Origin of the sequence: Micromonospora sp. C28SCA-DRY-2, assembly GCF_030519475.1 — a bacterium.
GTDB lineage: Bacteria > Actinomycetota > Actinomycetes > Mycobacteriales > Micromonosporaceae > Micromonospora.
On sequence record NZ_JAUMKD010000001.1, the window covers coordinates 660,847 to 680,429 of the forward strand.

Here is a 19,583-nt window from a genome sequence, read left to right on the forward strand (position 1 = left end):
AACAAGGTGTACGTCCGAACGCTACCGGAGGCAGTGTGGCCGCCGGCCCGCGACGCCGGTAGTGCCGTACCGCCCCGGTCCGCCCGGGTCCTTCGGCCCGGGTTCCCGGTTCCCGCGCCGGCCGGCGCCGAATCCTCGCCGGTGCGGCGGTCCCGGCGCCCGGCACTCGACCGTCGGCGTCAGCCGGCCGCGCCGCCGGGTGCCCGGCCCGCCAGCGCTCCAGCGGCGGCCGCACGCGGGGCCGGACCCGCCGCACACCGCTGCGGGGCATGTCGCGGCTCGCATCCGGCCGGACCCTGCGCCGGGCCCGGTACGGGGCGTGCCAGACTAACCAGAGATCCGATCGCGAGGGAAGGACCGACAGTGGCAGGAAGCGAGCCGGTAACGTCGCCAGACCAGCACAAGCCCGGGCACCGCAAGGCCGGGCGGATCGGCGCGGTGCTGACCGCGCTGGCGCTGCTGGCGATGATCTGCGGCAACCACGAGGGCAGGGTCGAGGACGTCTGGCTGGTCGGCCTGGCCGCGCTGCTGCTGATCATCGTCATCGGCGACGCGGTGCTGCGGCGCAACGGCCTGCGCTCCTGACCAAGACGGCCACCCGCCGGCATCTTTCGCGACACGTACGAGGGCCCGCCCCCACACCGGGGAGCGGGCCCTTCGTGACGGTCGGTCAGCGGCCGAAGAGGATGTCCTGCACGTCCTTGAGCGCGGCGTCCACCTCGGCCTCGAAGTAGCCGCCCTGCACCAGGCCGAAGCGGAGGGTGTCCAGGTCCTTCGGGTTCACCGGCATCGGGTTGCGCCCGGCCATCCCGCCGAGCAGGCTCTCGAAGAACCGGTCTACCTGGTCGGGGTCGTAGCCGCTGCCGAACCGGCGCACCTGGAAGCTGCGGCGGATCTGGTCGACCCGGTAGAGGTCGCTGCCGGGCGGGCCGGCCATCGGCGGGCCACCCATCGGCGGGCCACCGGCCGGCGGGCCGCCCATCGGCCCGCCGCCGAACCCCTGCTGCGGCATCGGCGGCGGCCCGGCCGGGCCGCGACCCCGCAGGTCCCGCTCCGGCATCCGGATCTCGGCGGTCATGTCGGTCCGGCCGCGCCGGCCCGCCTCGAAGCCGTCGAAGCGCTGCTCGTCCGGGCCGTAGCCGCCCGGGCCGGCGGGCAGGCCGCGCGGCGGCGGGCCGCCGTGCCCCATCGGGCCGGGGCCCATCGGCGGGTTCGGGCCGGCCGGGCCGCGCGGCGCGTCGTAGCCCCCGCGCGGGGCGTCGTAGCCCCCGGCGAAGGCGCCGGTCGGCTCGTCGTAGCGGCCGTAGCGGTCGGCCGGCGGCGGACCGGCCTGCGCGGGCATCGGCCGGGGCGGCATCGGCTGCGACACCGGCGGCATGCCCCGCTCGTCGCGCATCGGCGGACCCATCCGGTCCGGCGGGCCGAGCCGGTCGCCCATCCGGGGGTCACCGCCGCGCCCGCCGCGCTCCTCCAGCTCGGCGAGCTGCCGCTCGACCCGGTCCAGGTGCAGGTCGACCTGCCACTCGTCGTAGCCGTTGAACCGGACCCGGAAGACGACGTCGTGGACCTCCTGCGAGGCCACCGGGGCGCCGACCGGCTGACCGGCGAGTGTCGCCTCGACCCGGTCGAGGAAGGCGTCCACCTCGTCGACCTTGTATCCCCGGCGGAGCGCCTTGCGCCGGAAACGCTGACCCTGACTCGCCACTATGTCTCCTGGTCTCGTTCGCTACGGCCGGTCACGCCGTCGTCTCCGTGGTCCGGTCGGTGTCCCTGTCCTCGGCGGCGGCCAGCTGCCCACACGCTCCGTCGATCTCGCGGCCTCGGGTGTCCCGCACCGTCGTGGACACCCCGGCGTCGCGCAACCGCCGGACGAACTCCCGTTCGACCGGCTTCGGGCTGGCGTCCCAGCGGCTGCCCGGAGTCGGGTTGAGCGGGATCAGGTTCACGTGGGCCAGCTTGCCGGCCAGCAGCCGGCCGAGCAGGTCCGCTCGCCACGGCTGGTCGTTCACGTTCTTGATCATCGCGTACTCGATCGACACGCGACGGCCCGTTGCGGCCGCGTAGTCCCACGCTGCGTCCAGCACCTCGGCTACCTTCCAGCGCTGGTTCACCGGCACGAGTTCGTCGCGCAGATCATCATCGGGGGCGTGCAACGACAGCGCAAGAGTCACCGAGAGGTCTTCGCTGGCCAGTCGGCGGATGGCCGGAACCAGCCCGACCGTGGAAACGGTGATGTGCCGCTGGGACAGGCCGAGCCCCTCCGGCGCGGGCGCGATCAGCCGGCGGATCGCGGCGACCACCCGGTTGTAGTTGGCCAGCGGCTCGCCCATGCCCATGAAGACCACGTGCGACAGCCGCGGCGGCGACCCGGCCACCGCTCCGGACGCGGCCACCCCGGCCAGGTAGACCGCCTGGTCGACGATCTCGGCGGTGGAGAGGTTGCGGGTCAGCCCCGCCTGGCCGGTGGCGCAGAACGGGCAGGCCATACCGCAGCCGGCCTGGCTGGAGATGCAGACGGTGACCCGGTCCGGATAGCCCATCAGCACGCTCTCCACCAGCGAGCCGTCGTGCAGCCGCCAGAGCGCCTTGCGGGTCGCGCCGTCGTCGCAGGCCAGCTCCCGTACCGGAGTGAGCAGCCGGGGCAGCAGCCGGTCGGCCAGCCGCTCCCGGGTGGCGGCCGGCAGGTCGGTCATCTGCGCCGGGTCGCGGACCAGCCGGCCGAAGTAGTGGGTGGAGACCTGCTTGGCCCGGAACGCCGGCTCCCCCAGCTCGGTGACCAGCGCGCGACGACCGGCGAGGTCGAGGTCGGCGAGGTGGCGGGGTGGCATGCTCGCCCGGCGCGCGCCGGGGGCGTCGGGGTCCACGGGGATCAGGGGCAGGCTCGTCATGGCGCGTCCAGTCTGTCACGCCGGATGGCGGAAGCACCTGTCCGGACGTGCCGAATCGACCCTGGCCTGGTGGAGGACCCCCGCGCCGGTGCGTGACCCATGCCTCAGCCCACCACCGGCGCGAAGACCACCAGCAGCAGGTACGCGGTCGGCAGGGCGAACAGGATCGAGTCGAGCCGGTCCATCAACCCGCCGTGGCCGGGCAGCAGGTTGCTCATGTCCTTGATGCCCAGATCCCGCTTGATCATGGACTCGCCGAGGTCGCCGAGGACCGCCGCGACCGAGACCGCCAGGCCGAAGACCGCGCCCCACCACGGGGCGACGTCGAGCAGCAGCCAGAGCAGCACGGCGCTGCCGAGCGCCGCCGCGGTGACCGAGCCGGCGAAGCCCTCCCAGGACTTCTTCGGGCTGATGGTCGGCGCCATCGGGTGCTTGCCGAAGGCCACCCCGGCCGCGTACCCGCCGGTGTCGGAGAGCACCACGGCGACCAGGGTGACCAGCACCCGCAGGTGGCCGTCGTCGGGCACCGCGGCCAGCAGCGCGGCGAACCCACCGAGGAACGGCACGTAGACGGCGATCAGGGTGGCCGCGGTGAGGTCGCGCTGGTAGCCGCCCGGACCGTCGCCCAGCCGCCAGACCATCGTGCCGAGCACGGTGACCAGCAGGCCGAGGCAGAGCGCGTCGGGGCCGGCGAACCAGGCCAGCCCGACGGTGAGCACCCCGCCGGCGATCAGCGGCACCAGCGGCGGGTGGGCGCCGCTGCGGCGTACCGCGCGGGCCATCTCCCAGACGCCGACGCCGACGGCGGCGGCGACCACCACCAGGAAGGCCGGCCGGTAGAGGAAGAGCGGCAGCAGGATCGCGCCGACGCCGAGGCCGAGGCCGACCGCGATGGCGGCCGGCAGGTTGCGCCCGGCCCGGCTCGGCTGGGTCGGCGGCCGGCCGGCGCTGGCCCGGCGCCGCCCCCGCTGCCGCCGGCCCGGCGCGGGCTCCGGCTCGCGGGCGGGCTCCGGCTCGCGGTCCGCCCGCACCGGCTCCAGTTGGGCGGTCGGGTAGTCGTCGGGGTCGCGGTGGCCGTTCATCCCGGCCGGCCGCTCGCCGTACGGCTGGCCGGGGTACGCCTCGACGCCGGGGTACGGGTCGGCCGGCGGACGGGTCAGCCCGCGCGGCTCGGCGTACCGGTCGGGAACCGGGCGGCGGTCCCACGGAGCCGGTTCGATCTCCGGCTCGGGCCAGGGCAGGGCGGTCGGGCGGTCGGGTCGGTCCCAGCCGCGCGGCTCACCGCCGTAGGGGTCGAGGTGGGACATCACGCACCGAGCGGAGCCGGCTCGAGATTCACCACATGACGCAAGCGCACAACCATCCCCTACAGGCGTGACTGTTCCTCCGGTTGACCGGCCCGACGGCCGGTCGATTCCCGCCGTTCACCACGAGGTGGCCGGGAATCCTGCCGAGCCTACTGCACCCGTCGCGCCGGCACGGCGGACGATGTCCCGGCCCCTCGTCCAGCCCGCTCCGGCCGGGCGCACCGCCGGCCGGCTACCCGTCGCGCCGTCGCCACCGGCCCGGATCGCCACGAGGCCCGCTCCCCGTCGGGGGCGGGCCTCGTGCGACGACGTACGGCTCAGACCTCGAGCAGCTCGGTCTCCTTGTGCTTGACCAGCTCGTCGACGTTGGCCACGTAGCGCTGGGTCAGGTCGTCCAGCTCCTTCTCGGCCCGGCGGCCCTCGTCCTCGCCGACCTCGCCGTCCTTGACGAGCCGGTCGAGCTCCTCCTTGCCGCGGCGGCGGATGTTGCGGATCGCCACCTTGGCCTCCTCACCCTTGTGCCGGGCCACCTTGATCATGTCGCGGCGGCGCTCCTCGGTCATCTGGGGAAGCAGGATGCGCAGCTGGTTGCCCTCGTTGTTGGGGTTCACCCCGAGGTCGGAATCGCGGATCGCCTTCTCCATGGCGTTGATCTGCGAGTTGTCGTACGGCTTGATGATGGCCATCCGCGGCTCCGGGATGGCCACGGACGCCATCTGGGTCAGCGGCGTCGGCGTTCCGTAGTAGTCGATGATGACCTTGGAGAACATGGCCGGAGTGGCGCGGCCGGTGCGGATGGCCCCGAACTCCTCCTTGGCGTGCTCGACCGCACGCTCCATCTTCTCCTCGGCCTCGAGGAGGGTGTCGTCGATCACCGGTCTCCTCGCCTCCTTCTGTGCTCGTCGTGGGCTGTGCTGGGTGTCGGAGGACCGTCGGGTGGGCCGTGGCGCCCGCTCAGGCGGTGATCAGGGTGCCGATCTTCTCGCCCGCCACGGCCCGGATGATGGTGTCGTCGCCCTGGGCGCCGAAGACCAGCATCGGCAGGCCGTTCTCCATGCAGAGGCTGAACGCGGCGGCGTCGGCGACCCGGAGGTTGCGCTGCAGCACCTCGGAGAAGGTGATCGAGTCGAACTTGCTGGCGGTCGGGTCGATCCGCGGGTCGGCGGTGTAGACGCCGTCCACGCCGTTCTTGCTCATCAGCACCACGTCGGCACGGATCTCCAGCGCGCGCTGCGCGGCCACCGTGTCGGTGGAGAAGTACGGCATGCCGGCGCCCGCGCCGAAGATGACCACGCGGCCCTTCTCCAGGTGGCGGATGGCGCGCAGCGGGATGTACGGCTCGGCGACCTGGGCCATCGTGATCGCGCTCTGCACGCGCGTCTCGATGCCCTCCTTCTCCAGGAAGTCCTGCAACGCGAGGCAGTTCATCACGGTGCCGAGCATGCCCATGTAGTCGGCCCGGGCCCGGTCCATGCCGCGCTTCTGCAACTCGGCGCCGCGGAAGAAGTTGCCCCCGCCGACCACCACGGAGACCTGCACGCCCCGCCGGGCCACGGTGGCGATCTGCCGGGCCACGGCCTGTACGACGTCCGGGTCGACGCCGACCGCGCCGCCGCCGAACACCTCGCCGGAGAGCTTCAGCACCACCCGGCGGGCCCGGCCGGGGGGCGGCGCCGTCGGATCGTCCGCCGCCAGCGTCCGGTCACTCACAACCTGCGTCATCCGCCCCGCCCTTTCCCACGCGCACGCCTGGTGCGCCGCCTACCGCGAAACTGCCGCTGCCGACCCTATGTGACGAGGAGGCCGCGGTGCCTGTCACGTACACCGGCGGCCTCCTCGTCGACGTTCCTGCCCACGGGCGCGTGCGCGCCCGATCAGGCGGCTCAGGCCTGGCCGACCTCGAACCGCACGAAGCGGGTGACCTCGATGCCGGCCTCGGCCAGCATCTGCTTCACCGTCTTCTTGTTGTCGGCGACCGACGCCTGCTCGACCAGGACGTAGTCCTTGAAGAAGGCGTTGACCCGACCCTCGACAATCTTCGGCAGGGCCGCCTCGGGCTTGTTCTCCTCGCGGGCGGTCTGCTCGGCGATGCGCCGCTCCGACTCGACGACGTCGGCCGGCACCTCGTCGCGGGTGAGGTACTTCGGCCGCATCGCCGCGATCTGCATGGCGACCGCGCGGGCGTCGGAGTCCGACGCCTCGTCGTCAGCGGTCGACCGGCCGGCGCTCGCCGGGGCGGTGGTGTACTCCACCAGCACGCCGACGGCCGGCGGCAGGTCCTGGCTCTTGCGGTGCAGGTAGACGGCGGTGGTGCCGTCGACCTTGGCGAACCGGTTGAGCACCAGCTTCTCGCCGATCTTGGCGGACTGCTCCTGGACCAGGTCGGCGACGGTCTTGCCGTCCAGCTCGCTCGCCAGCAGCTCCTCGGCGTTGGTCACGCCGACGCGCGCGCCGTGCTCGACCAGCTGCTGCGCCAGCGCGATGAAGGCGTCGGTCTTGGCGACGAAGTCGGTCTCGCAGTTGAGTTCGAGCAGCGCCTTGCCGGAGTGCGCGATCAGGCCGTTCGCGGCGGTACGACCGGCGCGCTTGCCGACGTCCTTGGCGCCCTTGACGCGCAGGATCTCGATGGCCTTGTCGAAGTCGCCCTCGGCCTCGGTCAGCGCCTTCTTGCTGTCCATCATGCCGGCGCCGGTGAGGTCGCGGAGCTTCTTGACGTCCGCGGCGGTGAATTGGGACATGGCTCTCTCTTCGGTGTTGAGACGGCGTGTGGATGGTCAGAGGGGCCGGTTACCCGGATCCGGGCGGGATGTGCCCGGTGGGCCCGTCGCCACCCCGCCATCCGCCGAAACGGACGGCGGGGCAGCGACGGTACGCCTCACTCCGCGGCGGCGGCGGCCGGCTGCCCGGCAGCCTGCTCCGGCTGGTCCTCGGCCTTCTTCGGCTCCTCGAGCAGCTCGCGCTCCCACTCGGCGAGCGGCTCGTCGGAGGCCACGCCCGGCTCCGGCTTCTCGTCGGTGCCCCGGCGACGGCCGGAACGGGCGATCAGGCCGTCCGCGACGGCGGCGGCGACGACCTTGGTCAGCAGCTCGGCCGAGCGGATCGCGTCGTCGTTGCCGGGGATCGGGAAGTCGACCTCGTCCGGGTCGCAGTTGGTGTCGAGCACGGCGATCACCGGGATGCCCAGCTTGCGGGCCTCGTCGACGGCGATGTGCTCCTTCTTGGTGTCGACCACCCAGATCGCGGCCGGGAGCTTCTGCATGTCGCGCAGACCACCGAGGGTGCGCGACAGCTTCTCCTTCTCGCGGGAGAGCTGCAGGGTCTCCTTCTTGGTGTAGCCGGCGGCGGTGCCGCTCAGGTCACCGAGGGCCTCCAGCTCCTTCATCCGCTGCAGCCGCTTGTACACGGTCTGGAAGTTGGTCAGCATGCCGCCGAGCCAACGGTGGTTGACGTACGGCTGGCCGACCCGGGTCGCCTGCTCGGCGATCGCCTCCTGGGCCTGCTTCTTGGTGCCGACGAAGAGGATGCTGCCACCCTCGGCGACGGTGCCGCGCACGAAGTCGTACGCCTTCTCGATGTAGTCGAGCGTCTGGCGCAGGTCGATGATGTAGATACCGTTGCGCTCGGTGAAGATGAAGCGCTTCATCTTCGGGTTCCAGCGCCGGGTCTGGTGCCCGAAGTGGACACCGCTCTCCAGCAGCTGACGCATGGTCACGACGGCCATGGTGGGGTACTCCTTGCGTCCCTGGTTGTCCCGCCCGGCCGGCGGCCGGGCGTCCTGGCGCCCGGTCGCCGGCCATGGCGGGCCCGACCAAGATCGGGACCAGGGAGGCCGTCGCCCCACGACGGCTCGTGGAGAGGGCGCGCGAGGTCGACCGCGCGAGGCGGTCGCCAGTCGACCAGTGTACGCCCTCCCCCCGCCCGCCGGCCCCCGGGTGCGCGCGGCACCGGCCCCGCCCACGATGTCGATCTCCACCACCGGGCCGGCGACCGGCGCGGCGGCACCGGCGGCGGCCCGGCGGGCGGCCGGTCGCCGGCCGACCGGGTGGTCTGTTGGCGACCGGCCGGCCGGGCATCCGGTCGGCGTCGGTCCGGGCGGTCAGCGGCCAGCCGGCCAGGTCGTCAGCCACCGGCCCGGCCAGGTCGTCAGACGCCGGCCGGCCAGGTCGTCAGGCGCCGGCCGGCCAGGTCGTCAGGCGCCGGCCGGCCAGGTCGTCAGGCGCCGGCCGGCCGGGTGTTCAGTTGGCGGCGAGGGCGGCGGCGACGAAGAGCACCAGGCCGACCGTCAGGTAGGCCGTCGGCGGGCGCAGCCAGCCCCGCCCCCCGTCCGCCAGCGACAGCCCGCCGGTACGCAGCCCGTACAGGCCGACCGCGAAGATCGGCAGGCCGCAGACCAGGAAGGTGCCGACGACCACGTCGGCGGCCGACACCGGATCACCCGTCACGCCGGTGACCAGCACCCGCAGCGCGGGAATCTCGAAGATCGCCACCAGCACGGCGAAGAGCACGGCCAGCGCCGGCCGGCGGGTGCGGTAGACGCCGTCGCCGACCGGTACACCCGGGCCGGCCGCCGGCGGGTAGGCCGGCAGTTCGCCGCGCGGCCCGACCGACGGCATCGGCCCGGTCGGCAGCTCCAGCGGGTGCGGCGCTTCCGTGACCGGACCGGCCGGCGGCACCGTCGGCTCGGCCGCTCGTCCGGGCGCCTCCGCGGGGCGGGCCGGCTCGGTCGCGCGAGCGGGCTCGACGATCGGATACCCGGCCAGCGGCGCCGGCCGCGCCGGGTCTGCGCCGACGCCGGTCAGCGCGGCCGGCCGGCTCGGGTCAGGCCCGGCACCGGTCAGCGGGTCCGGCCGGGCCGGGTCAGCGCCGGCACCGGTCAGCGGGGCCGCGACGGGCGTGGCGACGTCGCGCGGTTCCCGGGCGGCCCGGCGACCCGCCCGGTCGCCGGGCAACTCGCCGGAGGTCTCCACGGGATCCGGTTCCGCCCGGCGAGAGCGGCCCGTCCGGTATCCGTCCGGCTCGCCCCGGCTGTCCTCCTCCCGCGGCTCGGCGGCGGCGTACCGCCCGGGCTCGCCCATCGTCGCCGCACCGAACCGGCCGGCGTCCCCGTCTCCGGCGCCGCCGAACCGGGCGTCGGCGTACCGGCCGCTGTCGACGTCGCCGGTCCCGAGGTGAGCCCGGCCCGGGTCCACCGCGGCGAACCGCCCGGAGTCGGGCTCCGCGCCGAAACGCGCGCTGTCCGGGTCCGCCTGGAAGCGAGCGGTGTCCGGGTCCGCGCCGAAGCGCCCGGTGTCCGGGTCCGCGCCGAAGCGCCCGGTGTCCGGCTCCGCGCCGAAGTGCCCCGTGTCCGGCTCCGCGCCGAAGCGACCGGGGTCTCCGTGACGGCCGGGGAGGTCGGCGTACCGGCCCGCCTCGGCGCCGCGCTGCTCCGGCGGCCGGAACTCGTCCCGGTACCGCGGCTCGGCCGCCGTACGCCAATCCGCTTCGGCGTAGCCGCGCTCCGGTTCTCCGGAATACCAGCGGGGCTCTCGATCTTCGGCAGAACTCCGTCGTCCGTCCACGTCCGGCACCGTATGTGACCCGCCGTACGAACGCCATTCGCCCCCCGGCCAGGCATTCGACCCACTCGGCCCCACCGCAGGTCCAAGATCGTCTGACCCTCGGTAGGCGTGGCCCGTGCTCAGCGACAGACGATCGGGCGAGCAGCGCGCCCAGCCCGGCCGGGAGCGCCAACCGCCGCGGCCGGGGCGGGGCGGTGCGCCGGTCGACGGTCGTCCCGGCACGCCGACCGGGCCCGGACGGCGCGGGCCATAGCACGGCAGGGGCATGATCGTCCGGCTGTCCACAACCGGCCCGGCTGTCCACAGCCAGCCGGGCCGGGGCGGCGCGTCCGAGCCGGTCCGCGGGAGGGTGCCGGCATGACGACGCGGAACCAGGCGGTCGGCGCGTACGGCGAGCGCTGCGCGGTGCGACACCTCATCGAGGCGGGACTGCGCCCGGTGGCCCGGAACTGGCGCTGCCCCGCCGGCGAGATCGACATCATCGCCTGGGACGGGCCCGTGCTCGCCTTCTGCGAGGTGAAGACCCGGGGCACCGGCGAGTTCGGCACCCCGGCCGAGGCGGTCGTCCCGGCCAAGGCCCGGCGGCTGCGCGGCCTGGCCGCCCAGTGGCTGGCCGAGACCGGCACCACCGCCGACGAGGTCCGCTTCGACGTGATCTCGGTACGGCTCGGCCCCGCCGGGCCGGCCCGGGTGGAGCACCTGAAGGGGGCGTTCTGAGATGCCGGGCCGGCGGGAATGGCGCGCGCGGACGGCCGGGCGGTCGGGCGGCCAGAGTGGTGCGGCCGGGACGGCGGTGCCGGCGTGAGCTACGCCAAGGTGCTCTGCGTGGGTCTGGTCGGGGTGACCGGGCACCTCGTGGAGGTGGAGGCCGACCTGGCGCCCGGCCTGCCGGCGGTGGTCATCTCCGGGCTGCCCGACACCGCCCTGCACGAGGCGCGGGACCGGGTCCGGGCGGCCGTGGTCAACTCCGGCCAGCGCTGGCCGAACCGGCGGATCACCCTCAACCTGCTGCCCGCCACCCTGCCGAAGTTCGGTTCGGCGTTCGACCTGGCGATCGCGGCAGCACTGCTGGGCGGCTCCGGGGAGCTGCCGCTGCTCCCGCTGGAGGGGGTGGTGGTCCTCGGTGAGCTGGGCCTGGACGGCACCGTCCGGCCGGTCCGCGGCGTGCTGCCGATGGTCGCGGCGGCGGCCCGGGCCGGCGTGAACCGGGTGATCGTGCCGGCCGACAACGCCGCCGAGGCCGCGGTCATCCCCGGGATCCGGGTCCGCGCGGTGGACACCCTGCACCGGCTGGTCAGCTTCGTCCGCGACGGTGAGCCGCTGATCGAACCGGCCGCCGCCGGGCCACCACCGCCCGCGGAGGGCCCCGACCTGGCCGACGTCGCCGGGCAGGGCCTGGGCCGGCGGGCGCTGGAGGTGGCCGCTGCCGGTGGTCACCACCTCGCGCTGCTCGGGCCGCCCGGGGCCGGCAAGACCATGCTCGCCGAGCGGCTGCCGTCGATCCTGCCCGAACTGGACGACGAGGACGCGCTGGAGGTCACCGCGCTGCACTCGATCGCCGGCCTGCTGCCGGCGGGCGGCCGGTTGATCCGGCGTCCGCCGTTCCAGGCGCCGCACCACAGCGCCACCGTGCCGTCGCTGGTCGGCGGCGGATCAGGGCTGGCCCGTCCGGGCGCTGTGTCACTGGCCCACCGAGGGGTGCTCTTCCTCGACGAGGCGCCCGAGTTCAGCAAGGGAGCGCTGGACGCGCTGCGCCAGCCGCTCGAGAACGGCCGGGTCCAGCTGGCCCGCAGCCGGGGCGGCACCGAGTATCCCGCCCGCACCCAACTGGTGCTGGCCGCCAACCCGTGCCCGTGCGCCAAGCCGGGCGGCGACACCTACTGCGAGTGCTCGCCACTGGTGCGCCGGCGCTACCTGGGCCGGCTCTCCGGTCCCCTGCTAGACCGGATCGACGTGCAGGTGCGGCTGCCCCCGGTCCGGGCGGCCGAGCTGATGCAGGCGACCGCCGAGAGCGAGTCGTCGGCGGCGGTCGCTCGGCGGGTGGTGGCGGCCCGGCAGGCGGCGGCGGCCCGCTGGTCGGCGATCGGTCGCCGGCTCAACGCGGAGATACCCGGCCCGTTCCTGCGCCGCCCGCCCTGGCGGCTGTCCGCCGAGGACACCGCCGAGCTGCGGGCGCGGCTCGACTCCGGTTCGATCTCCGCCCGCGGCTTCGACCGGATCATCCGCCTCGCCTGGACGATCGCCGACCTGGACGGGCGGGACCGGCCCAACCGGGAGGACGTACGGGAGGCCACCGGACTCAGGACGGGAGAGGGATCGTGAGCACGGACGAGGAACGGCTGGCCCGGGTGGCGTTGACCTGGCTCACCGAGCCGGGCACCCGATCGGTGTACCGGCTGGTCCGGCGGCTGGGGCCGGTGGCGACGCTCGACCTGCTGCTCGACGGCGGAGCACCGGAGGAGAAGCTGCGGGCCGCGGTGGCCGCCCGGTCGGCTGGCGGGGACGCCCGGGCGGTGGCCGCCGAGGCGATGGAGCGCACCGAGCGGCTCGGCGCCCGGATCGTGGTGCCCGACGACGACGAGTGGCCGCACCGGGTCGAGCAGCTGTGCAGCCTGCGACTGCCGGAGGCGTACCGGCGGGTGGACGTCGAGACCGACCCGCCGCTCTGTTTCTGGGTACGCGGCTGCTGGCCGCTGGCCGAGGCGTTCGACCGGTCGGTGGCCGTGGTCGGCGCGCGGGCCGCCACCGCGTACGGCACGCATGTCGCCAGCGAGCTCGGCTACGGGCTGGCCGACCGCGACTGGACGGTGGTCTCCGGCGGCGCCTTCGGTATCGACGCGGCGGCGCACCGGGGCGCGCTCAACGCCGGCGGCGTCACCGTGGCGGTGCTCGCCTGCGGGGTGGACCGCCCCTACCCGATGGGCAACGCGGCGTTGTTCGACCGGATCGCCGACACCGGCCTGCTGGTCAGCGAATGGCTGCCCGGTGCCGACCCGCTGCGCCCGCGGTTCCTGATCCGCAACCGGGTGATCGCGGCGGCCACCCGCGGCACCGTGCTGGTGGAGGCCGCGGCGCGCAGCGGCGCGGCCCAGACCACCCACCGCGCGATCGCCCTCGGCAAGCCGGGGATGGTGGTGCCCGGGCCGGTGACGTCGGCGATGTCCGTCGGCGCGCACGAGCTGCTGCGCGAGTACCCGAAGGCCCGGGTGGTGACCGGCGTCGCGCACGTGCTGGAGGAGGTGGGGCCGATCGGTGAGCTGGCGCCCGTCGCGCGCGGCCCGCAGCAGCCGGCCGACCTGCTCGACGACGAGGCGCGGTCGGTCGTCGAGGCGTTTCCCCGGCGGGGCACCGTGGGAGTGGACGTGCTCGCCGCGCGGGCCGGCGTGGACGTGCGGACCGCCCTGCGCAAACTGTCCATGCTGGAGGAACTCGCCCTGGTTGTCCGCCGCGACGACGGCTACCGGCTCGCGCCACCACCGGCCAGGACGGCCGGCGGTGGCCCGGCGCCGGGTCGCGGCGCACCGGGGGCGGCCCGTCGGGGTCGCCGGCTGACCAACGGATCCGACCGGTGACCTCAGGCAGCGGACAAAGCGGCGAGACCCCCAACGCAGCGACGGGCGCCGCATCGGAGTCGTTCCCGACGCGGCGCCCGTCGCCGTGGTGCCCCGCCCCTGCCGTCAGCTCCCACGGCACGGGCGGGAGCGCTCAGCGGGCGGTCGCGAACGCGGCGCAGCCGATCAGTTCGAGCGACACCTGGAGCCGCTCGAGGCTGATGTTCCGGGCGATGGTGTCCTCGGGGGTGTGGTACGGCGGCTCCAGCAGGGCCGGTGTCTCCTCGCCGCGCCAGGAGAAGTTGGCGCTGGCGATGCCGACCTCCTGGAAGGGCTGGTGGTCGCTGGAGCCGCGCTGCGTCACGGGCGAGATCCGCGGGCCGTAGCCCAGGCGGGCCGCCGCGGCCGCCACCTCGTCGGTGGCCCGGTTCGCCTGGCCGGTGTACGAGAGCAACCAGTACCGGGTCGCCGGGTCCCAGCTCGTGGCCACCATGTCGTTCTGGTAGACCGCGAGGATCCGGTCCCGCTCCGCCTGCGGCAGCTGCCGGACGTGGTAGCGGGAGCCCACCAGCCCCTGCTCCTCCGAACCCCAGAGGGCGAACCGGAGGTTGGCCTCGACCGGGATCGCGCGCAGCACCCGGGCCAGTTCCAGACAGAGGACGGTGCCGGAGCCGTCGTCGTTGGCGCCGGGAGCGCCGATCACCGTGTCGTAGTGGGCGCTGACCATCACCACCGGCCCACCGGCACCCGACCGCCCTGCCCGCTCGGCGAGAACGTTGTGCGAGGTCAGACCGCGGTGTGCGGAGGTGGAGATGGTGAGCGCGAGCCGACCGGCGGCGAGCAGGCCCCGCAGCCGCTCCTTCTGTGCCTGGGCCACCCCGACCACCGGGATCGGTACCGGCGAGCTGGCCGAGCCCGGCAGGGTCGGGGAGAACGCCCCGGTCCGCCGTGGCGGTACGCCGTCGGCCGCGAGGAACACGACGGCAGCGGCCCCCCGGGCCAGGGCGGTGGCGACCAGTTGTTCGCGGCGTGCCGCCACGTAGTCGACCAGCACGATGCGGCCGGTCACGTCCGCGGGGTAGTTCTCCGGTGCGCCGGCGCCCACATCCACCACGTCGCCGCTGACAGTGGTGTCCAGCGCGGCGTGCGGGGAGGCACCGACCTGCCAGTTCAAATCGGTGGGGAGCCCGGCCGGGGAGGCGAGCTGGGCGAGGAACTTGTCCGACACGGCGAACGGTTCCAGCTGGACGTCGTAGCCCAGGTGGTCCAGTTCCTTGGCGATGTAGTCGGCGGCGCGGCGCTCGGACGCCGTCCCGCCGATGCGCGGCCCGATGTCCTCGCTGAGGGCACGCAGGTGCGACAGCGTCCGCTCGGCGGAAACCTGAGCGATGACCTTGCGGTCGTCCGGGGTGAGCGTGGGCGCGCGGTACGCGCCGGGACGCTGGTCGTCGGCCGCCCACGCCGGTGCGGGCAGGGCCACGGTGGCGGCGCCACCGAGGGCGATGGTGAGCATCCGCCGTCGGTTCACGGTGGAGCGAACGGGATCGGTCGAGGATGGAACGGAATGGCCGCCGTTGGTCATGGATCCTCCTGATCTTGCGCGGAGCCCGTCGACCGCTGGGGGTGACCGGGCTCACCGAAATTTGAACCTATCCACTCTTCCGGGAGTCACCCAAGATCCGTTCGGGCGGTGGTCGGAGGGCCGTGCAGCCGCCCTGACCAGGCCGGCCGGCCAGGTCAGGCGGCGGAGCGGTGGCCTTCGGGGGTGGACCCCGCACCGTCGACGGCGATCACGGACCACTGGGAGAACGACCAGCGCGGCCGACGCACCGGCCCGCCGATCGCCGTGGCACCCGGGTCCGGCGTGGACGGCCGACGACCGCTGCGGGGGCCGGAAGCACCGGCCGGCGGCGCACCGTAGCCAACCGGCCCAGGGCCAGGTGGCGACCGACGGCGACGCGTCTGATCACCCGGTCCGCCGCCAGAGGCCACCGACAGCCACGCGCCTAACCACCCCACCCACCGCCAGAGGCCACCGACAGCCACGCGCCAAACCACCCCACCCACCGCCAGAGGACCACCGGGACGCGCGCCAAGCCCGCAGCAGGCTGGCCGGGTCGTTCCTCGCTCGGGATCAGCTGCCACACCTGGCGGACCGGTGGGACAAGCGGTCCGCGCCGGCGAGAAGTGCCTTGTCGGCGGTCGCGTTCAGTCGCCTTCGAACCGGATCTCCATGTCCCGGTCCTGCCGGCACCGCCGGGCGAGCCGGTCCAACCGGCGCAGGTGGGTCAGCTCCGGGGTGGTCCGGGCCGCGTCGGCCAGGCAGCGCAGTTCGGCGAGGAGCTGGGTCATCTGCTCGGCGGGGACCAGCAGCTCACCGATCGGGTCGACCCGGTCGAGCAGCGGAGTGCGCCCGGTGCCCCGGACCCGCCGGATCAGGTCCAGCAGCACGTCGTCCGGGTCGGGCAGCACCTCGGCCGGCACGTACGACGTCCGGCGCCGGCCGGGGCCGGCACCGATCACCCGGTAGAGGACGACTTCCACCCCCATGGCCGGTCCCCCTTCGTCGAGCTCGGCCGCTCGCACGGGTGGAGCCGATCGGGCTCACCACGCCCCGTGGAACAAGTCTGCTCGTCTCGGCGTCCGGAATCCATCACTGGCGGGTGTGGACAGTTACCGGAATCCCGTACCCGCACGCGTGATCCGGCCCGCAGGGGTGGGCTGGGCCGCCCGCAGGGGTGGGCAGGGCCGTCCAGCACCGCGTCGAGAGCCGGACGGCGCACCGAACCCGGGGCTCCGGCTGTCCGCGCTCACCGAGAGGTCCCGGGGCGATCCGGCACGGCGCGCGGGCTCGGGCCCCCACCCGGACGATGGACATCGGCCCCGAAGCACCCACCCAGCGGGACGGTGAGGGTGGTCGGGCCGGGGCTCGCCCCGCACGTCGTCCTCGGCCGGCGGGCTGCGCCGACCGTAAGGTGGGTTCGTGCGACGCGACACCGTGAACCGGCCGGTCGTCCGGGCGTGGGCGCCGGACCGCCCGGGCACGGCGCCGCCGGAAGCAGGGCCGGCATGAGCTGGGAGTCGCACGGCACCCGGGCGGCGCACGAGGCACTGCCCGCGGCGATGCGCGAGGCGGTGGACGACTTCGCGGCCCACCTGGCCGGGGTGCGTAACCGCTCCGCGCACACCATCCGGGCGTACGTCGCCGACCTGGTGTCGCTGCTCGACCACGCGAGCCGGATGGGCTGCGCCCAGCCGGCCGAACTCGACCTGACGGTGCTGCGCAGCTGGCTGGCGAAGCAGCGTACGACGGGTGCCGCCCGGTCGTCGCTGGCCCGACGCGCGGCCGCGGCCCGGACGTTCAGCGCCTGGGCGCACCGCTCCGGGCTGCTCCCCACCGACGTGGCGGCCGCCCTGGCCAGCCCTCGCGCGCGGCGGGAACTACCCACCGTGCTCCGCGCCGACCAGGCGGCCGCCCTCGTCGAGGCTCCCGGCGCGTCCTCCCGGCCGGCGCCACCCGCTCTCGGTGGGCCGATCGCGGCCGGCCCGCCGTCGCGGCCAACGCCCTCCGGCCTCGGCACGCCTATCCCGCCCGCCACCGGCACGCCGTCGCGGCCCACATCCGCCGATGGCGCGGCACCCGCCATCGGCGCCGACCGGGGCCACCCGGCGGGCGACGGCGAACAGCCCACCCCGAGCGGAGATGCCGACGCCGACCGCGCCGGCGGCGACCTGCCGGCGGACCCGACCGCCGAGGCGGTGCTGCTGCGCGACCGCGCCCTGCTCGAACTGCTCTACGGCACCGGGGTCCGGATCAGCGAGGCGTGCGGCCTGGACACCGCCGACGTGGACCACGGCCGGCGGGTGGTGCGGGTGCTCGGCAAGGGCGGCCGGGAGCGCACGGTGCCGTACGGGGTCCCGGCGCAACGGGCGCTCGACGAGTGGCTGCGCCGGGGTCGCCCGGTGCTGGCCACGCCACACTCCCGGGACGCCCTCTTCCTGGGCGCCAGGGGTGGCCGGCTCAACCCCACCACCGCCCGTCGGGTCGTCGGTGGGTACGCCGAGGCGGCCGGCCTGCCCCGGATCAGTCCGCACGGGCTGCGCCACTCGGCCGCGACCCACCTGCTGGAAGGCGGCGCGGACCTGCGCGCGGTGCAGGAACTGCTCGGCCACTCGTCGCTGGCCAGCACCCAGATCTACACGCACGTCTCGGTGGAGCGCCTGCGGGCCGCCTACCGCCAGGCACACCCGCGCGCCTGACACCCGCGAAGGACCCGACACCCGACCGCCGCCCCGGCTGTCGTCGACGACCCCGGCGGCCCTGGTCGAACCGGCGGCGGAAGATCGACCAGCGGTTACGATCAGCCGGTGAGCGTCCCGCAGCCGCCGGAGCCGATTCCGGGCGCCCGCCTGCTCTTCTCCCTGGATCCGGCGGTCAGCCACCTCAACCACGGCTCGTTCGGCGCGGTGCCCATCGGCGTACAACGGGCCCAGCAGCGGCTGCGCGACGAGATGGAGGCCAACCCGCTGCGCTTCTTCACCCAGGGGCTCGTCGACCGGATCACCCACACCCGCCGGCACCTGGCCACCGCGCTCGGCGCCGACCCGGACGGTACGGCGCTGGTCGCGAACGCCACCACCGGCGCGGCGCTGGTCCTCCAGTCTCTCGGGCTGCGCCCGGACGACGAGGTGCTCACCACCGACCACGGCTACGGCGCGGTCGACCTGTCCATCCGGCGCGAGTGCCGGCGTACCGGGGCGGTGACCCGGACGGTGCGGGTGCCGCTGGCCGCCACCGACGAGGAGGTGGTCGAGGTGATCCGGGCCGGGCTGCGTCCCGGCCGGACCCGGCTGCTCGTGGTCGACCAGCTCACCTCGGCCACCGCCCGGCTCTTCCCGGTCGCCGCGATCGTCGGGGTGGCCCGCGAGTACGGCGTCCCGGTGCTGATCGACGCCGCGCACGCGCCGGGCATGCTGCCCACCCCGGTGGAGAGCATCGGCGCCGACTTCTGGGTGGGCAACCTGCACAAGTGGGGCTACGCGCCGCGCGGCACCGCGGTGCTCGTGGTGGCCCCGTCGTGGCGGGAGCGGATCGAGCCGCTGGTGGTCTCCTGGGAGCAGGAGTCCGGGTTCCCGCAGCGGGTGGAGTGGCAGGCGACGCAGGACTACACCGCCTGGCTGGCGGCGCCGGCGGGCCTGTACACGCTGCGCAGCCTCGGTGCCGACCGGGTACGCGCGCACAACGCCGCGCTGGTCGCGTACGGCCAGCGGGTGCTGGGGGACGCGCTCGGGGTGGCGCCGGCCGACCTGCCGGACCCCGGCGGACCGGGGATCGCCATGCGGATCGTGCCGCTGCCGCCCGGCCTGGCCACCACCATCGACGCGGCTCGGGCGCTGCGCGCCCGCATCGCCGAGCGGCTGGCCACCGAGGTGGCCGTCATGGCCTGGGACGGGCGCGGCTGGCTGCGCCTGTGTGGACAGGTCTACAACTCCGCCGACGAGTACGAGCGGCTCTCGGTGCGGCTGCCCCCGCTGCTCGCCCTGCGCTGACCCCGGCGGCCAACCGCCGCCCACGCGGCCGCTGACCCCGACGACGACGCCGGCGGGAGCCGTGCCGGACAGCGGCAGCAGTCGCACCGGTCCGAGGCCGAGCAGCGCCAGCGGGTCGAGGTACTCGGCGTCGCGGCGCAGTCCCCAGTGCAGGCAGGCCGGTGCCGGGCAGCCGGCGTGCCCGGCCAGCAGGGCGCCCAGCGGGGTGCCGGCCGAGACCGGGGTGCCGGGGCGGACCGCCGGATCGACCGGTTCGTGGGTGGTCCGCAGACCACCGGCGTGCCCGACGGTGACCACCGGGCGGCCGGCGACCAGCCCGGCGAAGAGCACAGTGCCGGAGCCGGCGGCCCGCACGGTCGCGCCGGGCGCGGCGGCCAGGTCGACGCCGCGGTGACCGGGCAGCCACGGCTGCGGCGGCGGGTCGAACCGGCGCACCGGGCGCGGCGGGCCGTCCAGCGGCCAGCGGAACCGAACCCGGGCGGCCCCCTCGGCCGACGCGGCCACCGTGACCGGCCCGACCGCCGCCGCGGCCACCGTGACCGGCCCGACCGCCGACGAGCCCGGCGGAGCACCCGGCGCAGCGCCGCCCGGGAGGGCCGTCCGGGTCGTGGTGGCCCGGCCCGGGGGATGGGAGAGCTGTTCCGGACCGCCGGCCACCAGGGCGGCGCAGAGCACGGCGACGGCACGGAGCAGGATCGGTCGCATGGGCGCAGCCTGCCCGCGACGGAG

16 protein-coding genes and 1 pseudogene are annotated in these 19,583 nt (G+C 75.1%); 6 read left to right on the plus strand and 11 right to left on the minus strand.

What is annotated here, in order from left to right:
• The first annotated feature begins 363 nt into the window (after positions 1-363).
• On the plus strand, positions 364-585 hold the full coding sequence (locus Q3W71_RS02965) for a DUF2631 domain-containing protein (protein ID WP_302917719.1): 222 nt from the start codon (positions 364-366) through the stop codon (positions 583-585).
• Between the two features lie 85 nt (positions 586-670).
• On the opposite strand, the gene Q3W71_RS02970 is transcribed toward Q3W71_RS02965, so the two are convergent.
• From Q3W71_RS02970 to Q3W71_RS03005, 8 genes are all read right to left on the minus strand, one after another.
• Positions 671-1,705 carry a DivIVA domain-containing protein gene (locus Q3W71_RS02970; RefSeq protein ID WP_302917720.1) on the minus strand — a complete coding sequence of 345 codons (1,035 nt, stop codon included), beginning with the start codon at positions 1,703-1,705 and terminating at the stop codon, positions 671-673.
• 31 nt (positions 1,706-1,736) lie between these two features.
• Positions 1,737-2,888, minus strand: coding sequence for a 23S rRNA (adenine(2503)-C(2))-methyltransferase RlmN (gene rlmN, locus Q3W71_RS02975; protein WP_302917721.1), 1,152 nt, complete (start codon positions 2,886-2,888; stop codon positions 1,737-1,739).
• A 104-nt stretch (positions 2,889-2,992) separates the two neighbouring features.
• The gene (locus Q3W71_RS02980; protein ID WP_302917722.1) at positions 2,993-4,195 is read right to left on the minus strand and encodes a phosphatidate cytidylyltransferase; all 1,203 of its coding nucleotides are present in this window, start codon (positions 4,193-4,195) and stop codon (positions 2,993-2,995) included.
• 317 nt (positions 4,196-4,512) lie between these two features.
• The gene (gene frr, locus Q3W71_RS02985) at positions 4,513-5,070 is read right to left on the minus strand and encodes a ribosome recycling factor (RefSeq protein ID WP_109904139.1); all 558 of its coding nucleotides are present in this window, start codon (positions 5,068-5,070) and stop codon (positions 4,513-4,515) included.
• Between the two features lie 79 nt (positions 5,071-5,149).
• Positions 5,150-5,917, minus strand: coding sequence for a UMP kinase (gene pyrH / locus Q3W71_RS02990; RefSeq protein WP_302917723.1), 768 nt, complete (start codon positions 5,915-5,917; stop codon positions 5,150-5,152).
• 161 nt (positions 5,918-6,078) lie between these two features.
• Positions 6,079-6,933 carry a translation elongation factor Ts gene (gene tsf, locus Q3W71_RS02995; RefSeq protein WP_302917724.1) on the minus strand — a complete coding sequence of 285 codons (855 nt, stop codon included), beginning with the start codon at positions 6,931-6,933 and terminating at the stop codon, positions 6,079-6,081.
• Between the two features lie 137 nt (positions 6,934-7,070).
• The gene (rpsB, locus tag Q3W71_RS03000) at positions 7,071-7,916 is read right to left on the minus strand and encodes a 30S ribosomal protein S2 (RefSeq protein ID WP_302917725.1); all 846 of its coding nucleotides are present in this window, start codon (positions 7,914-7,916) and stop codon (positions 7,071-7,073) included.
• 514 nt (positions 7,917-8,430) lie between these two features.
• Entirely contained in the window at positions 8,431-9,753 is a 1,323-nt protein-coding gene (locus Q3W71_RS03005; protein ID WP_302917726.1) for a hypothetical protein, read from the minus strand.
• A gap of 357 nt (positions 9,754-10,110) precedes the next feature.
• Here Q3W71_RS03005 and Q3W71_RS03010 point away from each other — a divergent pair, with 357 nt between their 5' ends.
• The 3 genes from Q3W71_RS03010 (at position 10,111) to Q3W71_RS03020 (ending at position 13,325) form a co-directional block, all read left to right on the plus strand.
• Positions 10,111-10,470, plus strand: a complete 360-nt coding sequence (locus Q3W71_RS03010) for a YraN family protein (RefSeq protein ID WP_302917727.1) — start codon at positions 10,111-10,113, stop codon at positions 10,468-10,470.
• An 84-nt stretch (positions 10,471-10,554) separates the two neighbouring features.
• Positions 10,555-12,075 (plus strand): YifB family Mg chelatase-like AAA ATPase, encoded by a 1,521-nt coding sequence (locus Q3W71_RS03015; protein ID WP_302917728.1) that lies wholly within the window; start codon positions 10,555-10,557, stop codon positions 12,073-12,075.
• The gene (locus tag Q3W71_RS03020; RefSeq protein ID WP_302917729.1) at positions 12,072-13,325 is read left to right on the plus strand and encodes a DNA-processing protein DprA; all 1,254 of its coding nucleotides are present in this window, start codon (positions 12,072-12,074) and stop codon (positions 13,323-13,325) included. Before Q3W71_RS03015 ends, Q3W71_RS03020 begins: the two co-directional genes overlap by 4 nt.
• Before the next feature lie 133 nt (positions 13,326-13,458).
• Here Q3W71_RS03020 and Q3W71_RS03025 read toward each other — a convergent pair whose 3' ends face one another.
• Both Q3W71_RS03025 and Q3W71_RS03030 read right to left on the minus strand, forming a co-directional pair.
• Positions 13,459-14,817: a M28 family peptidase gene (locus Q3W71_RS03025; RefSeq protein ID WP_302917730.1), complete on the minus strand. Its 1,359-nt coding sequence runs from the start codon at positions 14,815-14,817 to the stop codon at positions 13,459-13,461.
• Between the two features lie 695 nt (positions 14,818-15,512).
• Positions 15,513-15,854, minus strand: coding sequence for a hypothetical protein (locus tag Q3W71_RS03030; protein ID WP_302917731.1), 342 nt, complete (start codon positions 15,852-15,854; stop codon positions 15,513-15,515).
• Positions 15,855-16,373: 519 nt separating this feature from the next.
• On the opposite strand from Q3W71_RS03030, the gene Q3W71_RS03035 reads away from it, so the two are divergent.
• On the plus strand, positions 16,374-17,564 hold the full coding sequence (locus Q3W71_RS03035) for a tyrosine-type recombinase/integrase (RefSeq protein WP_302917732.1): 1,191 nt from the start codon (positions 16,374-16,376) through the stop codon (positions 17,562-17,564).
• Between the two features lie 108 nt (positions 17,565-17,672).
• A complete protein-coding gene (locus Q3W71_RS03040) occupies positions 17,673-18,854 on the plus strand; it encodes an aminotransferase class V-fold PLP-dependent enzyme (protein WP_302917733.1) in 1,182 nt (393 codons plus the stop codon).
• Between the two features lie 63 nt (positions 18,855-18,917).
• Here Q3W71_RS03040 and Q3W71_RS03045 read toward each other — a convergent pair.
• Positions 18,918-19,559, minus strand: a pseudogene (locus Q3W71_RS03045) (murein hydrolase activator EnvC); the annotation flags it as partial.
• Positions 19,560-19,583: the final 24 nt, after the last annotated feature.

Bases quoted from the DNA above. Each gene is read 5' to 3' on its own strand.
- rlmN (WP_302917721.1), bottom strand. From the start codon at position 2,888: ATGACGAGCCTGCCCCTGATCCCCGTGGACCCCGACGCCCCCGGCGCG.
- Q3W71_RS02980 (WP_302917722.1), bottom strand. From the start codon at position 4,195: ATGTCCCACCTCGACCCCTACGGCGGTGAGCCGCGCGGCTGGGACCGA.
- pyrH (WP_302917723.1), bottom strand. From the start codon at position 5,917: ATGACGCAGGTTGTGAGTGACCGGACGCTGGCGGCGGACGATCCGACG.
- tsf (WP_302917724.1), bottom strand. From the start codon at position 6,933: ATGTCCCAATTCACCGCCGCGGACGTCAAGAAGCTCCGCGACCTCACC.
- rpsB (WP_302917725.1), bottom strand. From the start codon at position 7,916: ATGGCCGTCGTGACCATGCGTCAGCTGCTGGAGAGCGGTGTCCACTTC.
- Q3W71_RS03010 (WP_302917727.1), top strand. From the start codon at position 10,111: ATGACGACGCGGAACCAGGCGGTCGGCGCGTACGGCGAGCGCTGCGCG.
- Q3W71_RS03025 (WP_302917730.1), bottom strand. From the start codon at position 14,817: ATGCTCACCATCGCCCTCGGTGGCGCCGCCACCGTGGCCCTGCCCGCA.
- Q3W71_RS03030 (WP_302917731.1), bottom strand. From the start codon at position 15,854: ATGGGGGTGGAAGTCGTCCTCTACCGGGTGATCGGTGCCGGCCCCGGC.
- Q3W71_RS03035 (WP_302917732.1), top strand. From the start codon at position 16,374: ATGAGCTGGGAGTCGCACGGCACCCGGGCGGCGCACGAGGCACTGCCC.